We start from the raw sequence: 20,551 nt of genomic DNA, 5'->3' as shown, positions 1-20,551 counted from the left end.
GTCTAGTGTTTGTACTCCTCCTGCGAGGCTAGACGATGTTTTTTGCTTACAAGTGTGAACATTATGAGCTCAATCAAAGAAAAATGTTATCAATGTTCTGGACTGTTATCTGGCTTTTTCATTGTTGCAATCACCCTTCTCTTGCTGGCGCAAATTCTAGGCCGAATGATAGGCTTTATTGTCCCGTCTGCTGAAGATTTCGCTGGCTACGCCCTTGCTGCATCCACTTTTTTAGGCCTGGCCTATACCTTTCGGGAAGGTGGTCACATTCGTGTTACATTAGTCATTCAAAGATTTTCTAGCACGTCCAGACGCATTCAAGAAGGCGCTATTTTACTGCTGTCTTTTGCCCTACTGTGCTTTATCAGCTATTCGTGTATCTACATGGTATACGAGTCCTATATTTACGAAGAAGTGTCTTACGGATATATCCCCGTGCCCCTTTGGATTCCGCAAGTGCCTGTTGCCGTTGGCGCGATCGCCCTAAATTTAGCCGTATTAGATGCTCTTATTAGCGTATTTCAAGGCAAACAACCCAGTTACAGCCAACATGAAGACGCCTTGTCTCTGGAGGAAATCTAATGGACATGATGTGGATCTCAATCCTACTAGCCGTTGCCATGCTGGTGTTATTGTCTATGGGGGTGTGGGTATCTTTTACCCTAATTGCCATCGGCGGTTTAGGCCTCATATTATCTGAGAATTTCCAAATTGATTTGTTGTTTGCAACATCAACCTGGGGAGCAAGTACAGCATGGTCCCTAACCGCTTTACCTTTATTTATTTGGATGGGCGAAGTGTTATTTAGAACACGCCTTTCTGAAGATTTATTTAAAGGGCTTTCGCCTTGGCTAGGAGGAGTACCGGGTAAATTACTACACGTTAATATTTTAAGCTGTGGTATTTTTGCTGCTGTGTCTGGTTCATCTGCGGCTACCGCAGCCACCATAGGCCGCATGACATTGCCTGAACTTCGCAAACAAGGCTATAGCGACCGTATGGCGATTGGCACGCTAGCAGGCTCAGGGACACTTGGCTTGCTCATTCCACCATCGATAATCTTGATTGTTTATGGCGTAGCTGCAGAAGTCTCTATTGCTCGCCTGTTTATCGCAGGCGCTCTACCAGGTCTATTGTTAGTCTCCTTATTCATGGGCTTTACCATGCTATGGGGCTATATGCATAAATCTGAGCTCCCTCAAGACAATGCTCACAAAGTAAGCTGGAGCGCAAAAATTAAAGGCTTACGTCAGCTTATGCCTGTGGTCGGCTTAATTGGTTTTGTGCTTGGCTCGATTTATGGTGGTATTACTACCCCCACTGAAGCGGCAGCCATAGGTGTGACTGGCGCACTGATCTTAGCAGCTTGCACAGGCTCCTTAAGTAAAGATAGCTTCATAGAAAGCTTACTTGGCGCGGTAAAAAGCTCATGTATGATAGGTTTTATCCTAATTGGCGCCCACTTCCTAACGCTATCCATGGGATTTTTAGGCATTCCTAAGGCATTAGCACTGTGGATCGGTGGTATGTCTTTGAGCCCGATGGAACTCATCCTTTATTTGACAGTATTGTTCGTGATCTTAGGGTGCTTCCTTGACGGTATTTCTGTTGTTGTGCTTACCGTAGCCGTTATTTTACCTATGGTGGAAGCCGCAAATATCAACTTACTTTGGTTCGGTATTTTCATTGTATTAGTGGTTGAAATGTCGCAAATTACACCGCCAGTTGGGTTCAACTTGTTTGTCATTCAATCATTAACGGGCAAAAACATTCTCTACGTGGCAAGAGCGGCTTTACCTTTCTTCTTACTCATTGGCGTTGCCATTCTATTGATCAGTTTATTCCCAGAAATCGTCACTTACTTGCCAGCGACGATGGCGAATAAATAATCCGTTTTTACAAGGAGTCTATTATGAAATTAAATTGTGATATGGGTGAAGCGTTTGGCGCATGGAAAATGGGCCTAGACGATAAAATAATGCCCCATGTAGACCAAGCGAATGTGGCATGTGGCTTTCACGCATCAGACCCGAATACCATGGCAAAAACGGTTGCCCTAGCCCTTGAAAATAATGTTCTTGTAGGCGCACACCCCGGCTACCCCGACCTTGTCGGGTTTGGTCGACGCAATATGGATATTGCGCCTAATGAGTTGAAAGCCATCATTCAGTATCAAGTCGGCGCGTTACAGGGCATCTGCCAGAGCAAAGGCAGCGCCATTGGCTATGTGAAACCCCATGGCGCTCTGTATAACACCATGATGGCCGATTTTTCAGTGCTGGAAACCGTCATGCAAGCCGTAAGTGAGTTGGATGATAGCCTTCCACTTATGGTGATGGCCGTACCAGAAGCTGAGGAGATCAAAGCCATGGCGAAAAAATTTGGTCTCACCGTATGGTTTGAAGCTTTCTCAGACCGTCTCTACACAGACGAGGGCCGTTTGACACCACGCAAAGAGCCTAACGCAGTGCACGCCAGCTTCGACCTCATTGAACAACAGGTCAAGCAACTATGTGAGACAGGTACTTTAACGACAGCTTCCGGCAAGCAGCTGACGATCCATGCCGACACCATTTGTGTACATGGTGATGGTGCTCATGCAGTTGAGGCTGTGACTCGCATTCGTACTCTGGTCGATCAACTTAACTCGAACGCTTAAAAACCTTATGAAACATGAATCATCAAATGGCATGACGCAAACCATCTGTATGCCAAACATCGATATGGTCAGTGATCATGCCTGTTTATTAAGCTTTTCCGAAGTGATCGATGAACAAGTATCGAATTATATTGCGCTAGTCACGAACCACTTAAAAGTCTTATCAGGCATTACGGATTTGGTTCCCTCTTACACCACATTGCTTGTGGTGTTCGATAACAACCAATTCGACCGCTTTGCTATTACTAAGCTCATTCGCCAGACCATATGCGCTATTGACCCTAGTCAGGCTCTGCAAACAGATGCTCGCGAGGTTGTGATTCCCGTCTATTATGGCGAGGAAGTCGGGCCAGACTTACATGAAGTTGCCAAACACTGCGAGTTAACGCCAGAACAGGTTATTGAGTCCCATAGCCAGTGTACGTATCGGGCTTATGCTATTGGCTTTACCCCAGGCTTTGCTTTTCTTGGCAACACCCCTGACGAGCTACATGTACCGAGAAAAACGACACCTCGTTTGAAAGTACCCACCGGCAGTGTGGCAATTGCAGAAAACCAAACAGCGGTTTACCCCAGTGTCACACCGGGTGGCTGGCAAATCATTGGTCGTACTCCTATTCAGCTAGTCGATTGGGGTAGCGAAAGTCTTGCCTTAATAGAGATGGGAGACGCCGTGCGCTTTGAGGCCATATCTAAAGAGGAGTTCATACGTTTAGGAGGTCAACTAGATGGCTTTTAAAGTAATTAAACCAGGGGTCCTTGCGTTGGTTCAAGACCTAGGGCGTCACGGTCATCAAATAATAGGGCTCACTTCTGGTGGCCCTATGGATGAGCTCGCCTTTCGATGGGCCAATGCCTTATTGGCTAATTCAGACAACGCCCCACAAATTGAGATTACCTTCGGTATGTTCAGTTTAGAAGCACAAGCTGATACCAGCTTTGCCATTACTGGGGCCGACCTAAACGCCACGCTAAACGATAAAAGCATTGTGCCTTGGCAAACCTATAAGATTAAAAAGGGTGATATTCTTCACTTTAAGCAACCCTTGTGGGGCCTGAGAGCTTATCTGGCGGTAAAAGGCGGCTTTCAATGTGATGCGACTTTAGGCAGCGTATCAACCGTCATGAGAGAAAAAGTAGGTGGACTAACCGGTAAGGGGGATAAGCTCCAAAAAGACGATTTGTTAGCTTTTATACCCACCAGCCAACATGAACATAGAAGTGTACCCAGACGCGCCATTCCAGACTATAGCCAAACAGAGATTCCAGTGGTGCTAGGTTATCAATACCGCTTTTTCTCTGAATTACAAAGAGCCCACTTTTTCTCTAGTGATTACCAAGTTTCAGCCAATTGCGACCGTATGGGTTATCGCTTAGAAGGCGCGATGATCTCAAGTGAGAAAAAAGGCATCATCTCGGAAGGCATTGCCTATGGCGCTATCCAGATCCCAAAAGACGGACAACCTATCGTGCTATTACGTGATCGTCAAACCATTGGCGGTTATCCTAAGATGGGCTGTATTACCAGTGCTGGAGGTGGGATTTTAGCGCAGCAAAAACAAGGTGATAAGATCCAATTTAACCCCATTACTATTGACCAAGCAGAGCACCAGCGGCATTTAGACCTTGCTCGGCTCGCTCAATGGCGATAACGGACCAGCAATTTAAGGCGCTTTTTAGCGCCTTTTTTATGAAATGCTCATTCATTTTTAATAGTCGATAGCTTTTTCTTATCACCTTGTAAAAAAATAATAATTTTACCAATCTAATTCTTTTGCCTAATATAGGTCCTGTTCTTAACACATACTTTCATTTTTAGGGGAAACAAAAAATGGTTAACACTCAACTTAAACCTTTTAACGCAACAGCTTTCAAAAACGGCGAATTCGTAGAAATTTCTGAAAAAGACGTACTAGGCAAATGGTCTGTTTTCTTTTTCTACCCAGCTGACTTCACTTTTGTTTGCCCAACAGAGCTAGGCGATGTTGCTGATAAATACGAAGAGCTTCAGTCTCGTGGCGTTGAAGTATTCTCTGTATCTACAGATACTCATTTCACTCACAAAGCTTGGCACGATAGTTCTGAAACGATCGGCAAAATCAAATACTTCATGGTAGGCGACCAAACTGGCAACATCACTAACAACTTCAACGTAATGCGTGAAGGTCAAGGCCTTGCTGACCGTGCTACTTTCTTGATCGACCCTGAAGGTACTATCCAAGCAATGGAAATCACTGCTGAAGGTATCGGCCGTGACGCTGAAGACCTACTTCGCAAAGTAAAAGCAGCTCAATACGTTGCAGCTCACCCAGGCGAAGTTTGCCCAGCTAAATGGAAAGAAGGCGAAGAAACATTGGCTCCTTCTCTAGATCTAGTAGGCAAAATCTAACCATTAGTTAGAAATGATCTACGCCCCCTCGTTAGGAGGGGGCAACTTTAAAAAAGGTGTTTTTTTATATTTTCTATTCGAATATACCGGAAATATAGAAAACACAGTAATACCACACTCAATCATTAATGGGTTACATCATGTTAGAAGCAAATTTAAAACAGCAATTGGGCGCATACCTAAAGAATATCGTTAATCCGATTGAGATTACTGTGTCCTCAAATGGTTCAGACAAATCACTCGAATTACTTAGCTTAGCCCGTGAAATCGCTGAGCTTGAAAGCGGAAAAATCACTCTCACCGTAGACGAGAACCCAACAGGTCGTGCGCCACAAATGACAATCGCACCTAAAGGTGAGGCACCTCGCGTGCGTTTTGCTGGCATCCCTATGGGCCACGAATTCACCTCTTTAGTGTTGGCCTTGCTACAAGCAGGTGGTCATCCATCTAAAGCGGCGCCCGAACTACTAGAGCAAATTAAGTCTCTCGATACAGAATTAAACTTTGAGGTGTATATTTCCCTCTCTTGCCACAACTGTCCAGACATAGTTCAGGCCACTAACTTGATGGCGGTATTGAACCCGAAAGTAACCGCCACCATGATTGACGGTGCTTTGTTTCAAGACGAAGTAAATGACTTAAATATCATGGCAGTACCTTCTGTTTACCTAAACGGTGAGCACTTTGGTCAAGGCCGCATGACATTAGAAGAGATTCTTAACAAGGTTGATACTGGCGCGGCAGACAAACAAGCAGCCGCTTTGTCTAAAAAAGAGCCATACGACGTACTCGTTGTTGGCGGTGGTCCTGCTGGAGCAGCTGCGGCTATTTACTCGGCTCGTAAAGGTATTCGTACCGGTGTTGTTGCAGAACGTTTTGGTGGCCAAGTGGCTGATACTATGGCCATTGAGAACTTCATCTCGGTGAAAGCCACTGACGGCCCAAAATTGGTCGCTGGCCTAGAACAACACGTATTAGATTACGACGTTGATGTTATGAAAACCCAGAAAGCTGTTCGTTTAGAGAAAAAAGAATTCGTCGAACTAGAGCTAGAAAATGGTGCTGTGCTGAAAAGTAAGTCTGTCATTCTAGCCACTGGTGCGCGTTGGAGAGAAATGAACGTACCGGGTGAGCAAGAGTACCGCGGTAAAGGTGTTGCTTACTGCCCACACTGTGACGGTCCTTTGTTTAAAGGTAAGAAAACTGCCGTTATTGGTGGTGGTAACTCAGGTATTGAAGCGGCCATTGACCTTGCTGGTATTGTTGAGCACGTTACCGTTCTAGAATTTGGCGACACACTACGCGCTGACGATGTATTGGTGAAAAAAGCTGAGTCTCTACCTAACGTCACCATCATTAAAGAAGCCATGACAACAGAAGTGCTAGGCGATGGCGAGCGAGTGATTGGCCTGAAATACACTGACCGCAAGACAGATGAATCTCATCTAGTTGATGTTGCAGGTATTTTTGTTCAAATCGGTTTGGTGCCTAACAGTGAATTCTTGCAAGATACATTAGAATTGACTAACCGCGGTGAAATTGTTGTAAACAGCCACGGTGAGACATCTCTACCAGGTGTCTTCGCGGCCGGTGATGTGACAACAACACCTTACAAGCAGATCATCATTTCGATGGGATCAGGTGCAACGGCAGCATTGGGTGCATTTGACTACCTAATCCGCAATTAAAGCAGGTACCCCAAAAGTGAAGTGAGAACTTCATGGTTCAAGAACCACCCTCAGCCTCGCTGATGGGTGGTTTTTTTTATTTTTAATCCCATGCAAAAACAATCAGCTCTACTAAGTCGATTGTTTTTTTACGAATTGCGATTTCAACATCATGTCTCCTGCACCATCCACTTTGCAGTCGATGTCATGATCACCATCAACAAGACGTTTAATAGTGGCTTTCGTGCCTATTTTTAAAACTTGAGACGAGCCTTTGACCTTTAGGTCTTTCGCCAAGGTGACTTTATCCCCTTCTTGTAGCAACTTGCCGCTCATGTCTTTGATGATAAGAGCATCTTCATCAACGACTTCTTCATTTGGGTTCCACTCGTGTCCACACTCTGGGCATACAAGCAGAGCTTGATCTTCATAAACATATTCAGAGTTACATTGTGGGCAATTAGGTAAGGCCATACCATTTTTCCTTAAGATTTATGACTTGTGTCGCCATTATAACCTTATTTTTATTGTGGAATTACCCTACATTTATTTTATAAAGCGCAATTTTGTCCAATCTCTTCATTTTATCGTGTAATAGAATAGCGATAGCATTTGAAATAAACGTTCAGAGGAAAGCAATCATGGCAAGTCAGGGTAAGATTGAAAACAATTTCTACTTTGCCAAGAATCATCTAACAAACGATATAATGATTCTAGATGCTTCTATGAGCGACTTTACGTACGCCACTCATGCCCATGAAGAATTTTCGTTTGGGGTTACATTATCTGGCCGGCAAGATTTTTTTGCCCGTGGAGAATACTTTAAATGCCCTCCTAACAGTGTCATTGTATTTAATCCAGATGACGCTCATGACGGCCACGCTGGTGGCGAAGATCCTTTACATTACAAAATGCTCTATATTCACCCTAATCAGCTCCGCCCTATGCTCTTCAGTGCAGGCGTCAAACAAGCTGAACACTTTCGAGTTCAAGAATGTGTTCAATATAACACGGCTATTCGCCAACATATTTTGCGGTTAGCACATCTTGTTGAAAACAATAATACCGAGCCATTACATTATGACTCAGCCTTGTTTGAATTCGCGCAAAGCCTAGCGGCACAACAAGGGACCTGGTTTGAAAAAGAAAAATGCAACAAAGACCCAGTATTTGAACGAGTACGAGACTACCTTCACAGTCAAACCAGTAATGAAGTTACTCTGGATGACTTAAGTCAAATCGCGCACATGTCTAAGTTCCACCTCTTACGACGCTTCAAGACATATTTTGGAATGACACCCTATAAGTATTGGCAAAACCAGCGCTTAAATAAGGCTAAAAAGGCACTAGACTTGGGTATGGCACCGAATGATGTTGCCTTTACTTTAGGCTTTAATGACCTTAGTCATTTCAATCGCAACTTTAAGCCAGTTTTCGGTATGACACCCTACCAATACAGTCAGCTGCTCAAAAACTAACCCTCTCACTTCTTTTTTACTTTATCGATTAACTATCGAGGACCGCCCATGCTCGAAATTCTTATTTATGCATTTAGTATTATGTACAGCCCTGGACCAGCGAACCTATTAGCACTCTTTGCAGGGCTAAATCACCAAGGCTGGCCTGCCATACGCTATTGTTTTGGAGTTGGTAGCGCCATGCTACTGCTTTTTATCGTTGTGAGTTATCTTGGTGAGAGCTTTATGCCTCCTGAATCACAAAGCGTTTTCTCAATTCTAGGTGGGTTATATATTGCTTACTTAGCGGTGAAAATCTGGCTAGTCAGTTTTAGCAGCCAAAAGACCCATGGGAAAAGCGATAAAGTCAGCTATTCCACTGGGTTAGTTTTACAATTATGTAATCCGAAATCATTAATTGCAGTTGTACCCATTACAACCGTTTTATTTAGTAAAGCGGGCATAGAAGGAAATGCTATTCTACCTTGGTGTTTATTGCTCGCAGCCATGGCAACAGGCGCCCCTGGAATGTACTTAATGTTCGGCTCCCTGTTGCAACAAGCGTGTTTAAATCCTAAGGTGATGTCCTGGGTAAATAGGCTAATGGCAATACTATTGAGCTACGTGGCTTACGGCTTTCTCTTTCTATAACCAAGAGGAGAAAGCTGCATACCTAGTCTTTTGGCCACTCAACTATTAGGTCGCTACTGATTTGTTCTAACGCTTGTTCTAGCTCGTCTAAAGACACTTGGCTTGGTACAGTGAGCTCCATCTCGGTTTTAAATAACATTTCTGAGCTCATAGGAGCTGGCTCACATTGAGTGGATAGCTTCTTCACATTGACCATTAAGCCATGCAACACTTGAGAGACTTCTCGAACAATACCAGGACGATCGTTGCCAACTACTGATAAAGACACGGACGTATTATCAGACTCCACTACATCGCCACTTTCAACTCGTATATGAAGGCCGAGCTTTTCATCATCTTGTAGAGCATGAATCAGAGCCTCTTTCCGCTCTAATGGCACAGATACCACCAAAATTCCGGCAAACTTATTAGCAAGGTGAGACATTTTACTTTCCAGCCAGTTGCCCTGATGCTCTACCACAGTGGCTGAAAGGCGCTCTACCAAACCGGGTTTGTCATCGCCAATAAAACTTAACACTAAATGCTGTGACATAAGGTACTCCTACTCTTGTTATTATCTTGTGTGGTAACCCCTCGATAAAAATCGATGGTTAAAAAGATTACTCAATTCTAGTTTAGCTTTTTTTGACGATACCACAGACCTAATGATGCCGCTAATATCCCAGAAAAGCTTCCCGTACCGATCGACCAACGAGCACCAAAAGTATCCGCCAGCCAGCCAACCAAAGGTGCACCAATTGCTGTGCTTCCTAATGCGGTGGCCATGACCACCGCCATCACTCGACCACGGTAAGGTTTCTCTGTCGCCACCTGCATATAAGATGAAGTAGAGGTTGTGAATAACTGCAAACTTAAGCCCAACAAAATCAGCAGTCCAGCAAAGGACCAGAATGACGTTGCCATGGCAACCAGCATGCAACTCAATGCAAACATGGCGGCCACAAAAATCATAAAATGGAAGGTCGGGGCAGAAGCTCGACTCGCTGTGACCATGGCTCCCGAAATCGAGCCAATCGCCATCATGGAAACCAGCATGCCATATTGATCTGCATGCCCTTCAAATACATGTACCGTCATGGCAGATAAATACACCGAAAAGTTCATGCCTAAACTACAAACCAAAAAGGACATAAACAAGATTACGGCCATTTCTCTGTGTTGCCAGATATAGCGAAAACCATCTAGAAATCTAGCCATACTCGGACCATTGGATGACACATCGGCTTCTCTTTTAGGCAATCGATTACGCAATACGAATAGCCCTAAAAGCAGAGGAAAAAAGGTCAATACATTAATCATAAACACCCAGCCACTTCCCACCAAAGCAATCAGCACTCCAGCAACAGAAGGCCCTATAAGCCGAGCACTATTAAAGGCCACCGAGTTTAGCCCTACGGCGTTAGAAAGCGCTTTTTCACTGACTAGATCAGAGACAAAAGCATGGCGTGCAGGAGCATCAAAAGCCGCCACACAACCCAGTGCTAACGCACAGCCACACACTTGCCATAACACTACATGACCACTGATTACCAATACCCCTAAGAGCAAGGCCAAGCCCGCCATCAGCGTTTGAGTAATAAAGAGTAATTTACACCGGTCAAGTCTATCCGCCGTCCAGCCTGTAATAGGCAATAGCAGAATCTGAGGTGCAAATTGGAGAAACACGACTAAGCCAACCGCCGCCGCATTTTTATCGGATAGCTCTGCAATTACCAACCAGTCTTGAGCAGTCCGTTGCAACCAAGTGCCGATATTTGAAATGGCTGAACCCCAAAACCAAATTCGATAATTAGGATTGGATAAAGATCGAAACGTCCTGTTCAAAACAACTCCTGAAAATAAGGCGATACACTCCCTTAAAAATAAGTGAGTACCTAAGTCAGCACCAGGTGGATACTGGGTGTATCTGCATAATTCATATTAGTTCCCAGTTTAGCTACTCCTCTAAAGGGAAAATTACTATTTAATAGATAAGTTCAACAAAGGAGCTCAATTATGAAGATATTCAGTGTTCTTGCTCTGAGTTTTCTACTCAGTGCATGCTCTAACTCAGACTGGCGAACGGCCAGCAGAGAGCCAGCAGGTATTGCCCCCGACCCTGATCTACACAATGAGGCTGTGATTGAGTTTTATGCGGCAGACGCATTCAGCTGGCGTGGCTGGTTTGCTGTGCATACCTGGGTGGCCGTTAAGCCCAAAAATGCCCGCCAATATACGGTGTATGAAGTCACTGGCTGGCGAGTCAAAAGAGGTTTACCAGCGCTGAATACTTACCAGACTCAAACTCCCGACCGTTATTGGTTCGGAGCAGAACCCGAAAAAGTACTGTCACTAAGTGGTGAAAAAGCTGCTCGCTTAATCCCTGAAATTACCGCAGCTGTAGAACGTTACCCTTGGGCTAATGAGTACACTGTTTTTCCTGGACCAAACAGCAACACCTTCCCGGCTTGGTTAGGAAAAGAAGTCCCTGAATTAGAGCTGGACATGCCCTTTAGCGCTATTGGTAGCGGTTACGCAAGCCGCTAAAATAAAAAGCGGCCTACCCATTCAGGTAAGCCGCTTGTTTTTCATCCACTTATTAGTGCTTTGTCATTCCTGGGTTCGGTACAAACTGTATAACACTTTCTTCACCATCAGGAGTACTGCTGTGTGGCGTATTGACTCGTGTTGGCAATTCTTGGGTTTGAGCTTGCACATTCGTTGACTGGGCGTCTTCGTAACCACAAGCAACACACTCGCGATATTGTTTCTGTGCCTCATCATCACGCCACGCACGAATTTTATCCATTTCGCTGCATCTAGGGCATACTGCCCCAGCGATAAAACGCTTCACTACCATATTGCTAAACCATAACTAAGCGGCAATGCCGCTGTGCCTTAATAATGCTTCGGTACTTGGCTCCCGACCACGGAACTCAGCAAACAAATCAGCTGCCGGTCTTGAGCCTCCATTTGCCAATATGGTATCACGGAACAAGGCTCCCGTTTCGGTATTAAAGATTCCCTCTTCTTCAAACTTAGAGAAGGCATCTGCCGACAGTACTTCGGCCCATTTATAGCTGTAATAGCCCGCTGCGTAACCACCAGCAAAAATATGAGAAAAGCTATTTTGAAAGCGATTAAACGCTGGCGGAGTGGTAACAGCAACTTGTTGACGCACTTGGTCCAACATATCCTGAACGACAAGGCCAGGTTGATATTCTCTATGTAAACGGAAATCGAACAAAGAGAACTCCAGCTGTCTTACCATTTGCATGCCAGACTGAAAGTTTTTAGCCGCTAGCATTTTTTCTAGTAAGTCCGTCGGTAAAGGCTCATGAGTTTCATAATGGCCAGCAATATGAGCTAACGCTTCTGGTTCGTAACACCAGTTTTCCATAAATTGACTTGGGAGCTCGACGGCATCCCAAGCGACTCCGTTAATCCCAGAGACTGAAGAGACATCAACCTGAGTCAGCATATGATGCAGACCATGACCAAACTCATGGAATAAGGTGGTCACCTCATCATGGGTCAATAATGCTGGTTTTTCACCAATTGGCGGCGTGAAATTACACACCAAATATGCAACTGGTAACTGTAAACGGCCATCGACTCGTTTGCGTCTTGTGCGGCATGCATCCATCCAAGCTCCACCACGTTTAGCTTCACGAGCATAAGGATCAAGATAAAAGCGGGCTATATCTTCGCCTTGTTTGCTAATGGTAAAGAGCTGTACATCTTTATGGTAAGTGTCAAACTCACTTTCTTCACGAATTTCCACATCAAATAAAGTTTGTGCCACGTGAAACAATCCGCTTAGCGCCTTGTTCATAGGAAAGTAAGGACGCAGTGCCTCTTGAGATAAGCTGTATTCAAACTGGCGGAGTTTTTCAGAGTAGTATGGTACATCCCAAGCATTTAAGGTCTCAATGCCATTCTGCTCTTTAGCAAACTTAGTCAACTGCGCAAGGTCTTGCTCAGCAGAAGGTTTGGAATGTGTTGCAAGGTCACCCAAAAAGTCGATCACTTGTTGTCCATTGCTCGCCATTTTAGTTGCGACTGAAAGCTCTGCGTAGTTATCAAACCCTAAGATTCCAGCCATTTCATGACGTAGAGCTAATATTTCATCTATAATCACGGCGTTATCGAATTTTGCATCGCCACCTTGATCAGAAGCACGAGTCGCGTAAGCTCGGTACATTTCTTCTCTTAAGGAGGCATTATCTGCGTAACTCATCACAGGTAAATAAGATGGAATGTCCAAGGTAAATAGCCAGCCGTCTAGGCCTTTTGCTTGCGCCATTTGTTTGGCTTGGTCCAGAGCTGAATCAGGCAAGCCTGTTAACTCAGCTTGATCGGTGATGTTTTTACTCCACGCTTGAGTTGCATCCAGTACATTTTCACCAAATTGACTACCAAGCTCAGACAAACGCTGGCTTATTTCGCCGTAACGTTCTTTTGGAGCACCTTCTAACCCTACACCAGACAACTCAAAATCTTTAATCGTTTGAACCAAGGCTTCTTGCTGAGCAACGGATAATACTTTTGCTTCAGGGCCTTGAGCTAAAGTTTTATAAGCTTGGTAAAGCGCTTTATTCTGCCCCAGATTAGTATAGAACTCTGTCAATTTTGGCAGACAAGCGTTGTAAGCTGCACGCAGCTCGGGGGTATTTTTTACTGAGTTAAGGTGACTAATCGGTGACCAAAAATTACTGAGTTCATCATACAGCTGCTCTAACGGTGCTACTAGGCTATTCCAAGTAGGTTGACTATTAGCGGTAACACATTCATCTATGGCTTTCTGACTGTTTTGTAAGAGCTTTTCTAAATTTTCTTCTATACTCGCTATATCCACTTTTGAAAAAACGGGTAGATCGGTTGCATCCCATACGGACTCTGTCATAACGTGATACCTTGTAAAATTTTAATACCCAGAAAAAGAGCTAAAGGCATAATTTCCTTAGGCCAACATTGCAATGATGACTGCCTTTATTGATCAATCTCAAAGCATTGTTGTTGGTGATTGTTATTTAATAGATAGGTAAGAATTACGGTTTTTCAATGAGTTGGTTAAAATAAAGCCTTGTATTCATTCCTTTATGGCACCAAAGCCTAGTGATAACTCACTTTTCCGCCAACCCACTTAGTAGTAGAGACACATTATGACAATAAAATCTTTTCGGGGTACAACCCCTACATTAGGCAACAGAGTTTGGATAGACGACAGTGCCGTGATTATTGGCGATGTCACGATAGGTGATGACAGCTCCGTGTGGCCCTTAGTCGCCATTCGGGGTGACATGCACCACATTCATATTGGCGCACGTACCAGCATTCAAGATAACTCTTGTTTACACATTACTCATGCCAGTACCTATAAACCAGAAGGTCACCCTTTAAAAATAGGCGACGATGTTACAGTTGGTCATATGGCAATGCTACATGGCTGCACTATCGGTAATCGAGTGCTGGTTGGCATGGGCACCACTATTTTAGATGGAGCTATCATTGAGGATGAAGTGATCATCGGTGCTGGTTCTTTAGTCCCTCCTGGTAAAACGTTGGAATCTGGCTACTTATATATGGGCTCCCCAGCAAAAAAAGTTCGTGCTCTTGATCAGAAAGAAATTGAGTATTTTCAATATGCTGGGCTCAATTACGTGAAACTTAAAGACGAATACTTAGCGCAAGCGGAACTTTTAGAGAAAAAATAAGACTCAGTAATATTCAATTTTTTTTCATTAACTGTGTAAGAAAACGTAACTCTCTACGACTAACTACTAAGAGATAAACTGAGGCTCTCATGAATCATGTGCAAACAACGTTTGACCAACCCTATTCACAACAAATTTTTCATGATGCTGCCTTCGTTGAAGGATTAAGAGATCAAATGATGAAGTTTGCATTTAAGCAAGTGCAAGATAAGCAGCTTGCGGAAGATGCGGTGCAAGAAGCTTTGATTTCAGCTTATCAAAATGTTGACCGATTTAATCGCCAAGCAGCATTTCGTACTTGGGTATTTAGCATTGTCAAAAATAAAGTCATCGACCTATTACGTAAAAACAAACGTATGACAGCAGCCAGTGAACTTGAAAATGGTCCAAACAAAACAGGTGATGCGTTAATGGAGCACTTGTTTGTAGAGAACGGTCACTGGCAAGTCAATGAAAGACCGCAGAAATGGGACCAGCCAGACCATTATGTGGAAAGCGATGACTTTTGGGTAGTTTTTGACGCTTGCTTAAATGCATTACCTGATAAGTATGGCCGCCTGTTTATGATGCGAGAATTTCTTGAAATGGACACCCAAGAAATTTGCCATAATGAAGACATGTCGGTCAGTAACTTAAATGTCACCTTATACCGAGCCCGCTTACGTTTACGTGAATGCTTGGAGGACCATTGGTTTCAAGTAGAGAGATCTTAAACTATGCTGAATTGCAAAGAAGCTACTCAATTACTGTCTGAAAAATTGGATCGCCCTTTAGATACAAAAGAGAAAGTGTCATTAGCGTTGCATACTGCCATGTGCCCACCGTGTCGCAGGTTCGGCCAGCAAATGGAAGAATTACGTTTTATTTCAAGGTCTTATAATAAGCCAGAAGAAGAAAATGACAAAATATAATTTTTTTTGATATTTCTGTGTAAGAAATATTCCCCACAGATCGTCAGAATTAGGTAACCAAGACAATTCAGTCTTACTTTGAAAATAGATGAGGATATACCAATGAAAAATACAAAAGCTTCACTATCTCTTGCTTTAGGTACTGCTATTGCCCTATCTGCTGTTGCTGTTCCAGCTGAAGCTGCAAGCAAAGAAAAATGCTATGGCGTGTCTCTAGCAGGTCAAAATGACTGTGCTGCAGGTCCAGGTACATCTTGTGCAGGCACTTCTACTAAAGACTACCAAAGCAATGCTTGGAAACTTGTTCCGGCTGGTACTTGCATGGACATGGAGTCAAAAACGTCTCCGACTGGTCACGGTCAACTTAAAGCATTCTAATTTCGGATGCCAATGATGATGGAACAAGCACTTTACTCTAAAGAGCTTAATGAAGGTGGGGACCAAGCACAGTCCCCACGCTTTCTCTCAAGGAGCGGGATTAGCTTAAAACCGAACTACTACCAGAGCATTCTCACTGACCAACCTGATGTTGGCTTCTTTGAGCTTCATGCTGAAAACTACTTACGCCCAGGTGGACCTGCCCGCTATTTTTTAAATAAAATTAGGGAAGTTTACCCCATCAGCATACACGGTGTTGGTTTATCCATTGGAGGGGAAAACCCTCTCGATGAGCAACATTTAAATTCCGTTGCCACTCTCGTAAATGAAATGCAGCCTGAAATATTTTCAGAGCATTTGGCTTGGTCCAGCCATAACGGTCACTTTTTGAATGATTTACTGCCTGTAGCTTATGATCAGACTACCCTTGACCGAGTTTGTCAGCATATCGATCAGATACAGAACAAATTACAAAAGAGAATATTGATTGAGAATCCCTCTACTTACTTTTCTTTTACCCACAGTGATTGCGGCGAAATCGAGTTTATTCAAGCAATGGCTCAGCGTACTGGCTGTGGCTTGCTGTTAGATGTGAACAATGTTGAGGTCTCTTGCTTTAACAATCAGGGTGACCCCGAAAAATACCTACAAGCTTTTCCCATGCAAGCCGTTGGTCAGATTCACTTAGCAGGCCATACTTTGGACAGTAATGAAACGATACCATTAAAGATAGATAGCCATGATGAACCTGTTGCCAATGAAGTTTGGTCTTTATATGAGCTGACGCTAAAGCTAGCAGGAGACAAACCGACTCTGATTGAGCGAGATGGAAACTTACCACCATTACGAGAATTGCTAGACGAAGCTACGCACGCTGATAGCATACGCCAACGCCTGCAGCAGGAGGCTGAGCATGCAATCGCAATTTAAAGCGGCTTTATTGAGCGAAGACAGCCAGATTTATTCAAAAATAGACGCGCCCACCATGGCAGAAAAGGAAGTTAGACTAAACGTTTATCGCAATAATGTAGTGGTATCTCTTGTTGAGGCCCTAGCCGACATTTTTCCAGTAACACAAACCTTGGTAGGAGAGGCCTTCTTTAAAGCGATGGCTAGGGAGTATGTGCTCACAAACCCGCCACAATCTCCCATTATTAGTCAATATGGTGACACTTTCTCTGATTTTATTTATCAATTTGAGGCGGTCAAAAGTTTACCGTTTTTAGCCAACTTAGCCGCTCTTGAGTACAGCTTACTAGATTTAACCAACTCTGAAGAATATCACATCCTCAATCAACAAGCCGTTTCAGAAGCACTTGAGCAGGCAGAGAGCCCGAACCGTTTACTCATTTCGTTACCGCCTAGCAGTAAAATTTTTGTCTCGCCCTATGCAATTGGCTCAATTTATAAAGCTCATTTAAATGACGACAATAATCAGCTCAGCAATATTAAAGTGGATAACTCGGAGCATCTACTACTCGTAAAGTCACATGTTTATGCGCAACTTCATATTATTAGCCATGCTGAAGCCGTGTTTATCAAGAACTTATTACTAGGTTGCGAGCTGGGGGAAGCCATTCCAGAGGATAATAATTTTGACTTAGGGCAATCATTAGCTCAACTCATTGCTTGGCAAGTCATCACGCAAATAGCTGAACCCAGCACTAACTAGCTACCTGAACCAACCCAACTATCTAATATAATAAGGAAAAACTATGTTGTCTTTTATTTTGCAAAAGAGTGAGGGCGTGTTCAATAGACTGCCCGAGTCCATCATTTTATTTATTGCTAGGTTCTCTCTGGCTGCGGTTTTTTGGAAATCGGGGCAAACCAAGGTAGAGGGCTTTTCAATTGATATTATTGCGATGAAGTTTCAGCTAGGTATTCCTAAACTCGCTGAGACGACGCAATTTTTATTCGAATACGAATATAACTTACCTCTTATCCCACCTGCCATTGCTGCCGTGCTTGCAACCATTGCGGAGCATGTTTTGCCTATTTTGATTTTAACAGGCCTATTTACCCGTTTAGCAGCCTTTGGCTTAGCTGCTATGACAATGGTCATTCAGCTTTTTGTTTACCCGGACGCTTATCCAACCCACGGCACATGGTTAGCTATTGCATTGCTACTTATGTACCGTGGTGCTGGCCGTTTCTCTTTCGATCAGCTTATTAAACCTTAGGTAAGGTAAAGGTCGCCGTCGCTTTTTGGGTTTGCTTGGCAGACCCTGATAGCGAATCGGTCAATGCACTTAATTGCTCAGATGTTGCTTCATTTTCACCCGTGACTTCAACAATGCGTGCAATATGCTGGGCTATGTCATCGGCTTCGTTAGCCTGCTGCTGAGCAAGGTGTGTTAACTCATCTAAACTCTGGAGAGATTGTGCTGAGTCGGCTTCTAATTGACTTAAAGGCTCAACCACCGCTTCTATTTGCTCAACACCATTGCGCATTTTTTCTTGCCCATGCGACATCTCATCTGAGATCTGTTGAGACAATGCCCCAATTCGAGTGATAACCTCGTCAATAGAAGACGTTACTTCCGCTGTATTCGTCGCAAGGTTTCGTACTTCGTCTGCAACCACCGCAAAGCCACGACCAGATTCACCAGCACGGGCAGCTTCAATAGACGCATTCAGAGCCAGCAAATTCGTTTGTTCAGCGATGTTTCGAATACTGTTTACAAACTCAGTAACCGTTACAGCACTTTCACTCAGCTTAGCTACGGAATGGGAAGTTTCATTAATATATGCGGCAACCTCTGTAATATCATGAGCTGCACCAGTAATTACTTGTTTGCCTCTCTGAGCCAGATTATGAGCACCTTCCGCTTGGCTGCGAGTAACATTCACGTGCTCTGAAATGACACCGGCAGAGCTAGACAGCTCGCCTACTGAGGTTTGAATTTCACCGGCCATTTTAGCTTGAGTTTGTGAGCCCTGTTGCACCCCGGAAACGCTTGAACAGATATCTCCTGTAGCCGAAACAACTGTGGTGACATTACGCTCTATCTGGTTAACCACCTGCACTAAACTGTTTCTCATACCTTTCACACTACTAAGTAGTTGGCCAATTTCTCCTGATGGTAATTTGTCTATTTCTTGCGTTAAGTCACCATGGGAAACCTTATCCAGCAAGTTCACTGCTTCGTTTAAAGGGCGAACAATACTACGGGTTATTAACACTGACATCGCCACACCGACTATTATGGCGAACAGACCGATAAACGAGGTCGACCAAATAGCAATATTGGCCTCAGATAGAATTTCTTGACGGCGCGATGACATCATCGAACGTTCCCGCTCAGCTAACGCTTTGGTTTGATTTAAGAAGGTTTGTAGTTCATCCCGAGTTTGTCCTGCCATCATTGCTTTTGCATCAGCTAACTCACCAAACTCTAGAGCCTCAACAGTAGACTGTAAGGCAGCTTGATAAACCACTCTTTGCTTCTTTAAAACTTCAATATGAGCCTGGTTTTCTGAGCTGGAAACCAGCTCAAGCATTTTTGATAAGCCTTCATCTAAACGCTTATTACGTTCATCAATTTCCTTATATATGGCAACACGTGCATCACGTTCTTCTAAGACAAATAACAGCAATAAACGGCTTGCTAAGCTTTCTGCATTCACATTAAGCTCACCAGCTAAATCAACTAAAGCCGCATTTTCATCGACTATCCCTTGAATATTTTTAGATAACAGCTGAAAGCGTGAGGCGGAAAAAACGATAACCAAAATGAGTAACGCTAACAGCACGACATAACTGGTGGCTAAGCGGCTACGAATTGTTGAAAAACCTAACATAATACCCTCATAAATTCGGTGATGATCACTTAAGTTTAGACTCTGATGTAGTTTATCTCACTTTATAGTGCCCGAATCCTGAATAATATCCTAGCCCTTAGGCTAGACGTTTGATCGGTACTGAATAAGCGAACATAAATAGCATAGCGGCACACACCACCACACTAGGCCCCGTAGGAGTGTCCCACTGATAGGATGCCCACAACCCTCCACAGACTGCAATACACCCTATAATGCTAGCAATACTCGCCATCTGTATGGGTGTCTTAGACAGTTTTCTCGCGGTAGCGGCCGGTATAATCATTAAAGAGGTAATCAACAGCACACCCACGATTTTCATGGCAACCGCGATCACTAAAGCAACCAAAAGCATGAGTAGTAAGCGAATAGACTCAACGGGGTAGCCTTCTACTTTCGCCAACTCTTCATTGACCGTCATTGCAAGCAAAGGTTTCCAAAATATTACCAAAAGAGTCAATACTGCGACGCCACCGGCATAGATCCAATATAAGTCCATCTGGCTAATAGCGAGCAAATCGCCAAACAAATACGCCATTAGATCAATCCTGATATTATCAAGAAAACTTACTGCAACAAGCCCTAAAGATAGGGCTGAATGAGCCAATATACCGAGCAAGGTATCTGTTGCTATTATGTGGCGCTTTTGCAACATCACTAAAACCGCTGCTAAGCCCACACATAAAACAATAATGGCTAGGTTCAAGTTCACATCAAATAGAAAACCAAGTGACACACCAAGTAAAGCTGAGTGTGCTAGTGTGTCCCCGAAATACGCCATACGACGCCAAACGACAAAAGCACCTAACGGGCCTGCAACTGCAGCAACACCAATACCCCCAAGCAAAGCCCGTAGTAATAGATCTAACATTCTATTCACCGCTCCTAAAATCGGTTTGAGTTCTTAACAAACAACATAAA

General features: G+C 43.8%; 24 protein-coding genes. 17 read left to right on the top strand and 7 right to left on the bottom strand.

All coding sequences use genetic code 11. The features are described from left to right. Window positions 1–63: 63 nt before the first annotated feature. The 7 genes from ACYVGZ_RS13725 to ahpF all read left to right on the top strand — a co-directional run bounded on the left by ACYVGZ_RS13725 (window position 64) and on the right by ahpF (window position 6,736). A complete protein-coding gene (locus ACYVGZ_RS13725; RefSeq protein WP_460756704.1) occupies window positions 64–582 on the top strand; it encodes a TRAP transporter small permease in 519 nt (172 codons plus the stop codon). After that, window positions 582–1,889: a TRAP transporter large permease gene (locus ACYVGZ_RS13720; protein WP_460756702.1), complete on the top strand. Its 1,308-nt coding sequence runs from the start codon at window positions 582–584 to the stop codon at window positions 1,887–1,889. The genes ACYVGZ_RS13725 and ACYVGZ_RS13720 overlap by 1 nt, the downstream gene beginning before the upstream one ends. A gap of 23 nt (window positions 1,890–1,912) precedes the next feature. Beyond that, window positions 1,913–2,659, top strand: a complete 747-nt coding sequence (locus ACYVGZ_RS13715; RefSeq protein WP_460756699.1) for a 5-oxoprolinase subunit PxpA — start codon at window positions 1,913–1,915, stop codon at window positions 2,657–2,659. 7 nt (window positions 2,660–2,666) lie between these two features. Next, complete coding sequence (gene pxpB, locus ACYVGZ_RS13710) at window positions 2,667–3,398, top strand: 5-oxoprolinase subunit PxpB (protein WP_460756696.1); 732 nt, start codon at window positions 2,667–2,669, stop codon at window positions 3,396–3,398. Beyond that, complete coding sequence (locus ACYVGZ_RS13705) at window positions 3,388–4,311, top strand: 5-oxoprolinase subunit C family protein (protein ID WP_460756693.1); 924 nt, start codon at window positions 3,388–3,390, stop codon at window positions 4,309–4,311. Before pxpB ends, ACYVGZ_RS13705 begins: the two co-directional genes overlap by 11 nt. Before the next feature lie 179 nt (window positions 4,312–4,490). Next, window positions 4,491–5,048: an alkyl hydroperoxide reductase subunit C gene (ahpC, locus tag ACYVGZ_RS13700; RefSeq protein WP_460756691.1), complete on the top strand. Its 558-nt coding sequence runs from the start codon at window positions 4,491–4,493 to the stop codon at window positions 5,046–5,048. Window positions 5,049–5,188: 140 nt separating this feature from the next. Beyond that, entirely contained in the window at window positions 5,189–6,736 is a 1,548-nt protein-coding gene (gene ahpF / locus ACYVGZ_RS13695) for an alkyl hydroperoxide reductase subunit F (protein WP_460756689.1), read from the top strand. A 111-nt stretch (window positions 6,737–6,847) separates the two neighbouring features. Here the strand turns inward: ahpF and ACYVGZ_RS13690 are convergent, their stop codons facing one another. After that, window positions 6,848–7,189, bottom strand: coding sequence for a zinc ribbon domain-containing protein YjdM (locus ACYVGZ_RS13690; protein WP_460756686.1), 342 nt, complete (start codon window positions 7,187–7,189; stop codon window positions 6,848–6,850). 167 nt (window positions 7,190–7,356) lie between these two features. Between ACYVGZ_RS13690 and ACYVGZ_RS13685 the strand changes: the two genes are divergently transcribed. After that, window positions 7,357–8,193 carry an AraC family transcriptional regulator gene (locus tag ACYVGZ_RS13685; protein WP_460756683.1) on the top strand — a complete coding sequence of 279 codons (837 nt, stop codon included), beginning with the start codon at window positions 7,357–7,359 and terminating at the stop codon, window positions 8,191–8,193. A gap of 48 nt (window positions 8,194–8,241) precedes the next feature. After that, a complete protein-coding gene (locus ACYVGZ_RS13680; RefSeq protein ID WP_460756681.1) occupies window positions 8,242–8,823 on the top strand; it encodes a LysE family translocator in 582 nt (193 codons plus the stop codon). A 22-nt stretch (window positions 8,824–8,845) separates the two neighbouring features. Here the strand turns inward: ACYVGZ_RS13680 and ACYVGZ_RS13675 are convergent, their stop codons facing one another. Together ACYVGZ_RS13675 and ACYVGZ_RS13670 are read right to left on the bottom strand one after the other, a co-directional pair. Then, window positions 8,846–9,355 carry a glycine cleavage system transcriptional repressor gene (locus tag ACYVGZ_RS13675; RefSeq protein WP_460756678.1) on the bottom strand — a complete coding sequence of 170 codons (510 nt, stop codon included), beginning with the start codon at window positions 9,353–9,355 and terminating at the stop codon, window positions 8,846–8,848. A 77-nt stretch (window positions 9,356–9,432) separates the two neighbouring features. Continuing rightward, a complete protein-coding gene (locus ACYVGZ_RS13670) occupies window positions 9,433–10,647 on the bottom strand; it encodes an MFS transporter (RefSeq protein WP_460756675.1) in 1,215 nt (404 codons plus the stop codon). A gap of 171 nt (window positions 10,648–10,818) precedes the next feature. Between ACYVGZ_RS13670 and ACYVGZ_RS13665 the strand changes: the two genes are divergently transcribed. Beyond that, window positions 10,819–11,349 carry a DUF3750 domain-containing protein gene (locus ACYVGZ_RS13665; protein WP_460756673.1) on the top strand — a complete coding sequence of 177 codons (531 nt, stop codon included), beginning with the start codon at window positions 10,819–10,821 and terminating at the stop codon, window positions 11,347–11,349. 52 nt (window positions 11,350–11,401) lie between these two features. Here ACYVGZ_RS13665 and ACYVGZ_RS13660 read toward each other — a convergent pair whose 3' ends face one another. Next, complete coding sequence (locus tag ACYVGZ_RS13660) at window positions 11,402–11,662, bottom strand: YheV family putative zinc ribbon protein (protein WP_460756670.1); 261 nt, start codon at window positions 11,660–11,662, stop codon at window positions 11,402–11,404. Between the two features lie 15 nt (window positions 11,663–11,677). Then, the gene (gene prlC / locus ACYVGZ_RS13655) at window positions 11,678–13,708 is read right to left on the bottom strand and encodes an oligopeptidase A (protein WP_460756667.1); all 2,031 of its coding nucleotides are present in this window, start codon (window positions 13,706–13,708) and stop codon (window positions 11,678–11,680) included. 259 nt (window positions 13,709–13,967) lie between these two features. On the opposite strand from prlC, the gene ACYVGZ_RS13650 reads away from it, so the two are divergent. The 7 genes from ACYVGZ_RS13650 (at window position 13,968) to ACYVGZ_RS13620 (ending at window position 17,991) form a co-directional block, all read left to right on the top strand. Continuing rightward, on the top strand, window positions 13,968–14,519 hold the full coding sequence (locus ACYVGZ_RS13650; protein ID WP_460756665.1) for a gamma carbonic anhydrase family protein: 552 nt from the start codon (window positions 13,968–13,970) through the stop codon (window positions 14,517–14,519). 89 nt (window positions 14,520–14,608) lie between these two features. Beyond that, window positions 14,609–15,232, top strand: coding sequence for an RNA polymerase factor sigma-70 (locus tag ACYVGZ_RS13645; protein WP_460756662.1), 624 nt, complete (start codon window positions 14,609–14,611; stop codon window positions 15,230–15,232). A 3-nt stretch (window positions 15,233–15,235) separates the two neighbouring features. Continuing rightward, window positions 15,236–15,430, top strand: a complete 195-nt coding sequence (locus ACYVGZ_RS13640; RefSeq protein WP_460756659.1) for a zf-HC2 domain-containing protein — start codon at window positions 15,236–15,238, stop codon at window positions 15,428–15,430. A 102-nt stretch (window positions 15,431–15,532) separates the two neighbouring features. Then, on the top strand, window positions 15,533–15,808 hold the full coding sequence (locus tag ACYVGZ_RS13635; RefSeq protein ID WP_460756657.1) for a BufA1 family periplasmic bufferin-type metallophore: 276 nt from the start codon (window positions 15,533–15,535) through the stop codon (window positions 15,806–15,808). Window positions 15,809–15,820: 12 nt separating this feature from the next. Then, window positions 15,821–16,738: an MNIO family bufferin maturase gene (gene bufB / locus ACYVGZ_RS13630; protein WP_460756654.1), complete on the top strand. Its 918-nt coding sequence runs from the start codon at window positions 15,821–15,823 to the stop codon at window positions 16,736–16,738. Then, window positions 16,722–17,480: an HvfC/BufC family peptide modification chaperone gene (locus ACYVGZ_RS13625; protein ID WP_460756651.1), complete on the top strand. Its 759-nt coding sequence runs from the start codon at window positions 16,722–16,724 to the stop codon at window positions 17,478–17,480. The genes bufB and ACYVGZ_RS13625 overlap by 17 nt, the downstream gene beginning before the upstream one ends. Window positions 17,481–17,523: 43 nt before the next feature. Beyond that, the gene (locus ACYVGZ_RS13620) at window positions 17,524–17,991 is read left to right on the top strand and encodes a DoxX family protein (RefSeq protein ID WP_460756648.1); all 468 of its coding nucleotides are present in this window, start codon (window positions 17,524–17,526) and stop codon (window positions 17,989–17,991) included. Here ACYVGZ_RS13620 and ACYVGZ_RS13615 read toward each other — a convergent pair. Together ACYVGZ_RS13615 and znuB are read right to left on the bottom strand one after the other, a co-directional pair. Next, entirely contained in the window at window positions 17,981–19,612 is a 1,632-nt protein-coding gene (locus tag ACYVGZ_RS13615) for a methyl-accepting chemotaxis protein (RefSeq protein WP_460756646.1), read from the bottom strand. The genes ACYVGZ_RS13620 and ACYVGZ_RS13615 overlap by 11 nt on opposite strands. Window positions 19,613–19,709: 97 nt before the next feature. Further along, entirely contained in the window at window positions 19,710–20,501 is a 792-nt protein-coding gene (gene znuB, locus ACYVGZ_RS13610; protein ID WP_460756644.1) for a zinc ABC transporter permease subunit ZnuB, read from the bottom strand. Window positions 20,502–20,551 lie beyond the last annotated feature (50 nt).

Source organism: Marinomonas epiphytica (assembly GCF_054780655.1).
Note: the sequence above shows the minus strand (reverse complement) of the source record. Positions and strands in the feature narration are given on the sequence as shown.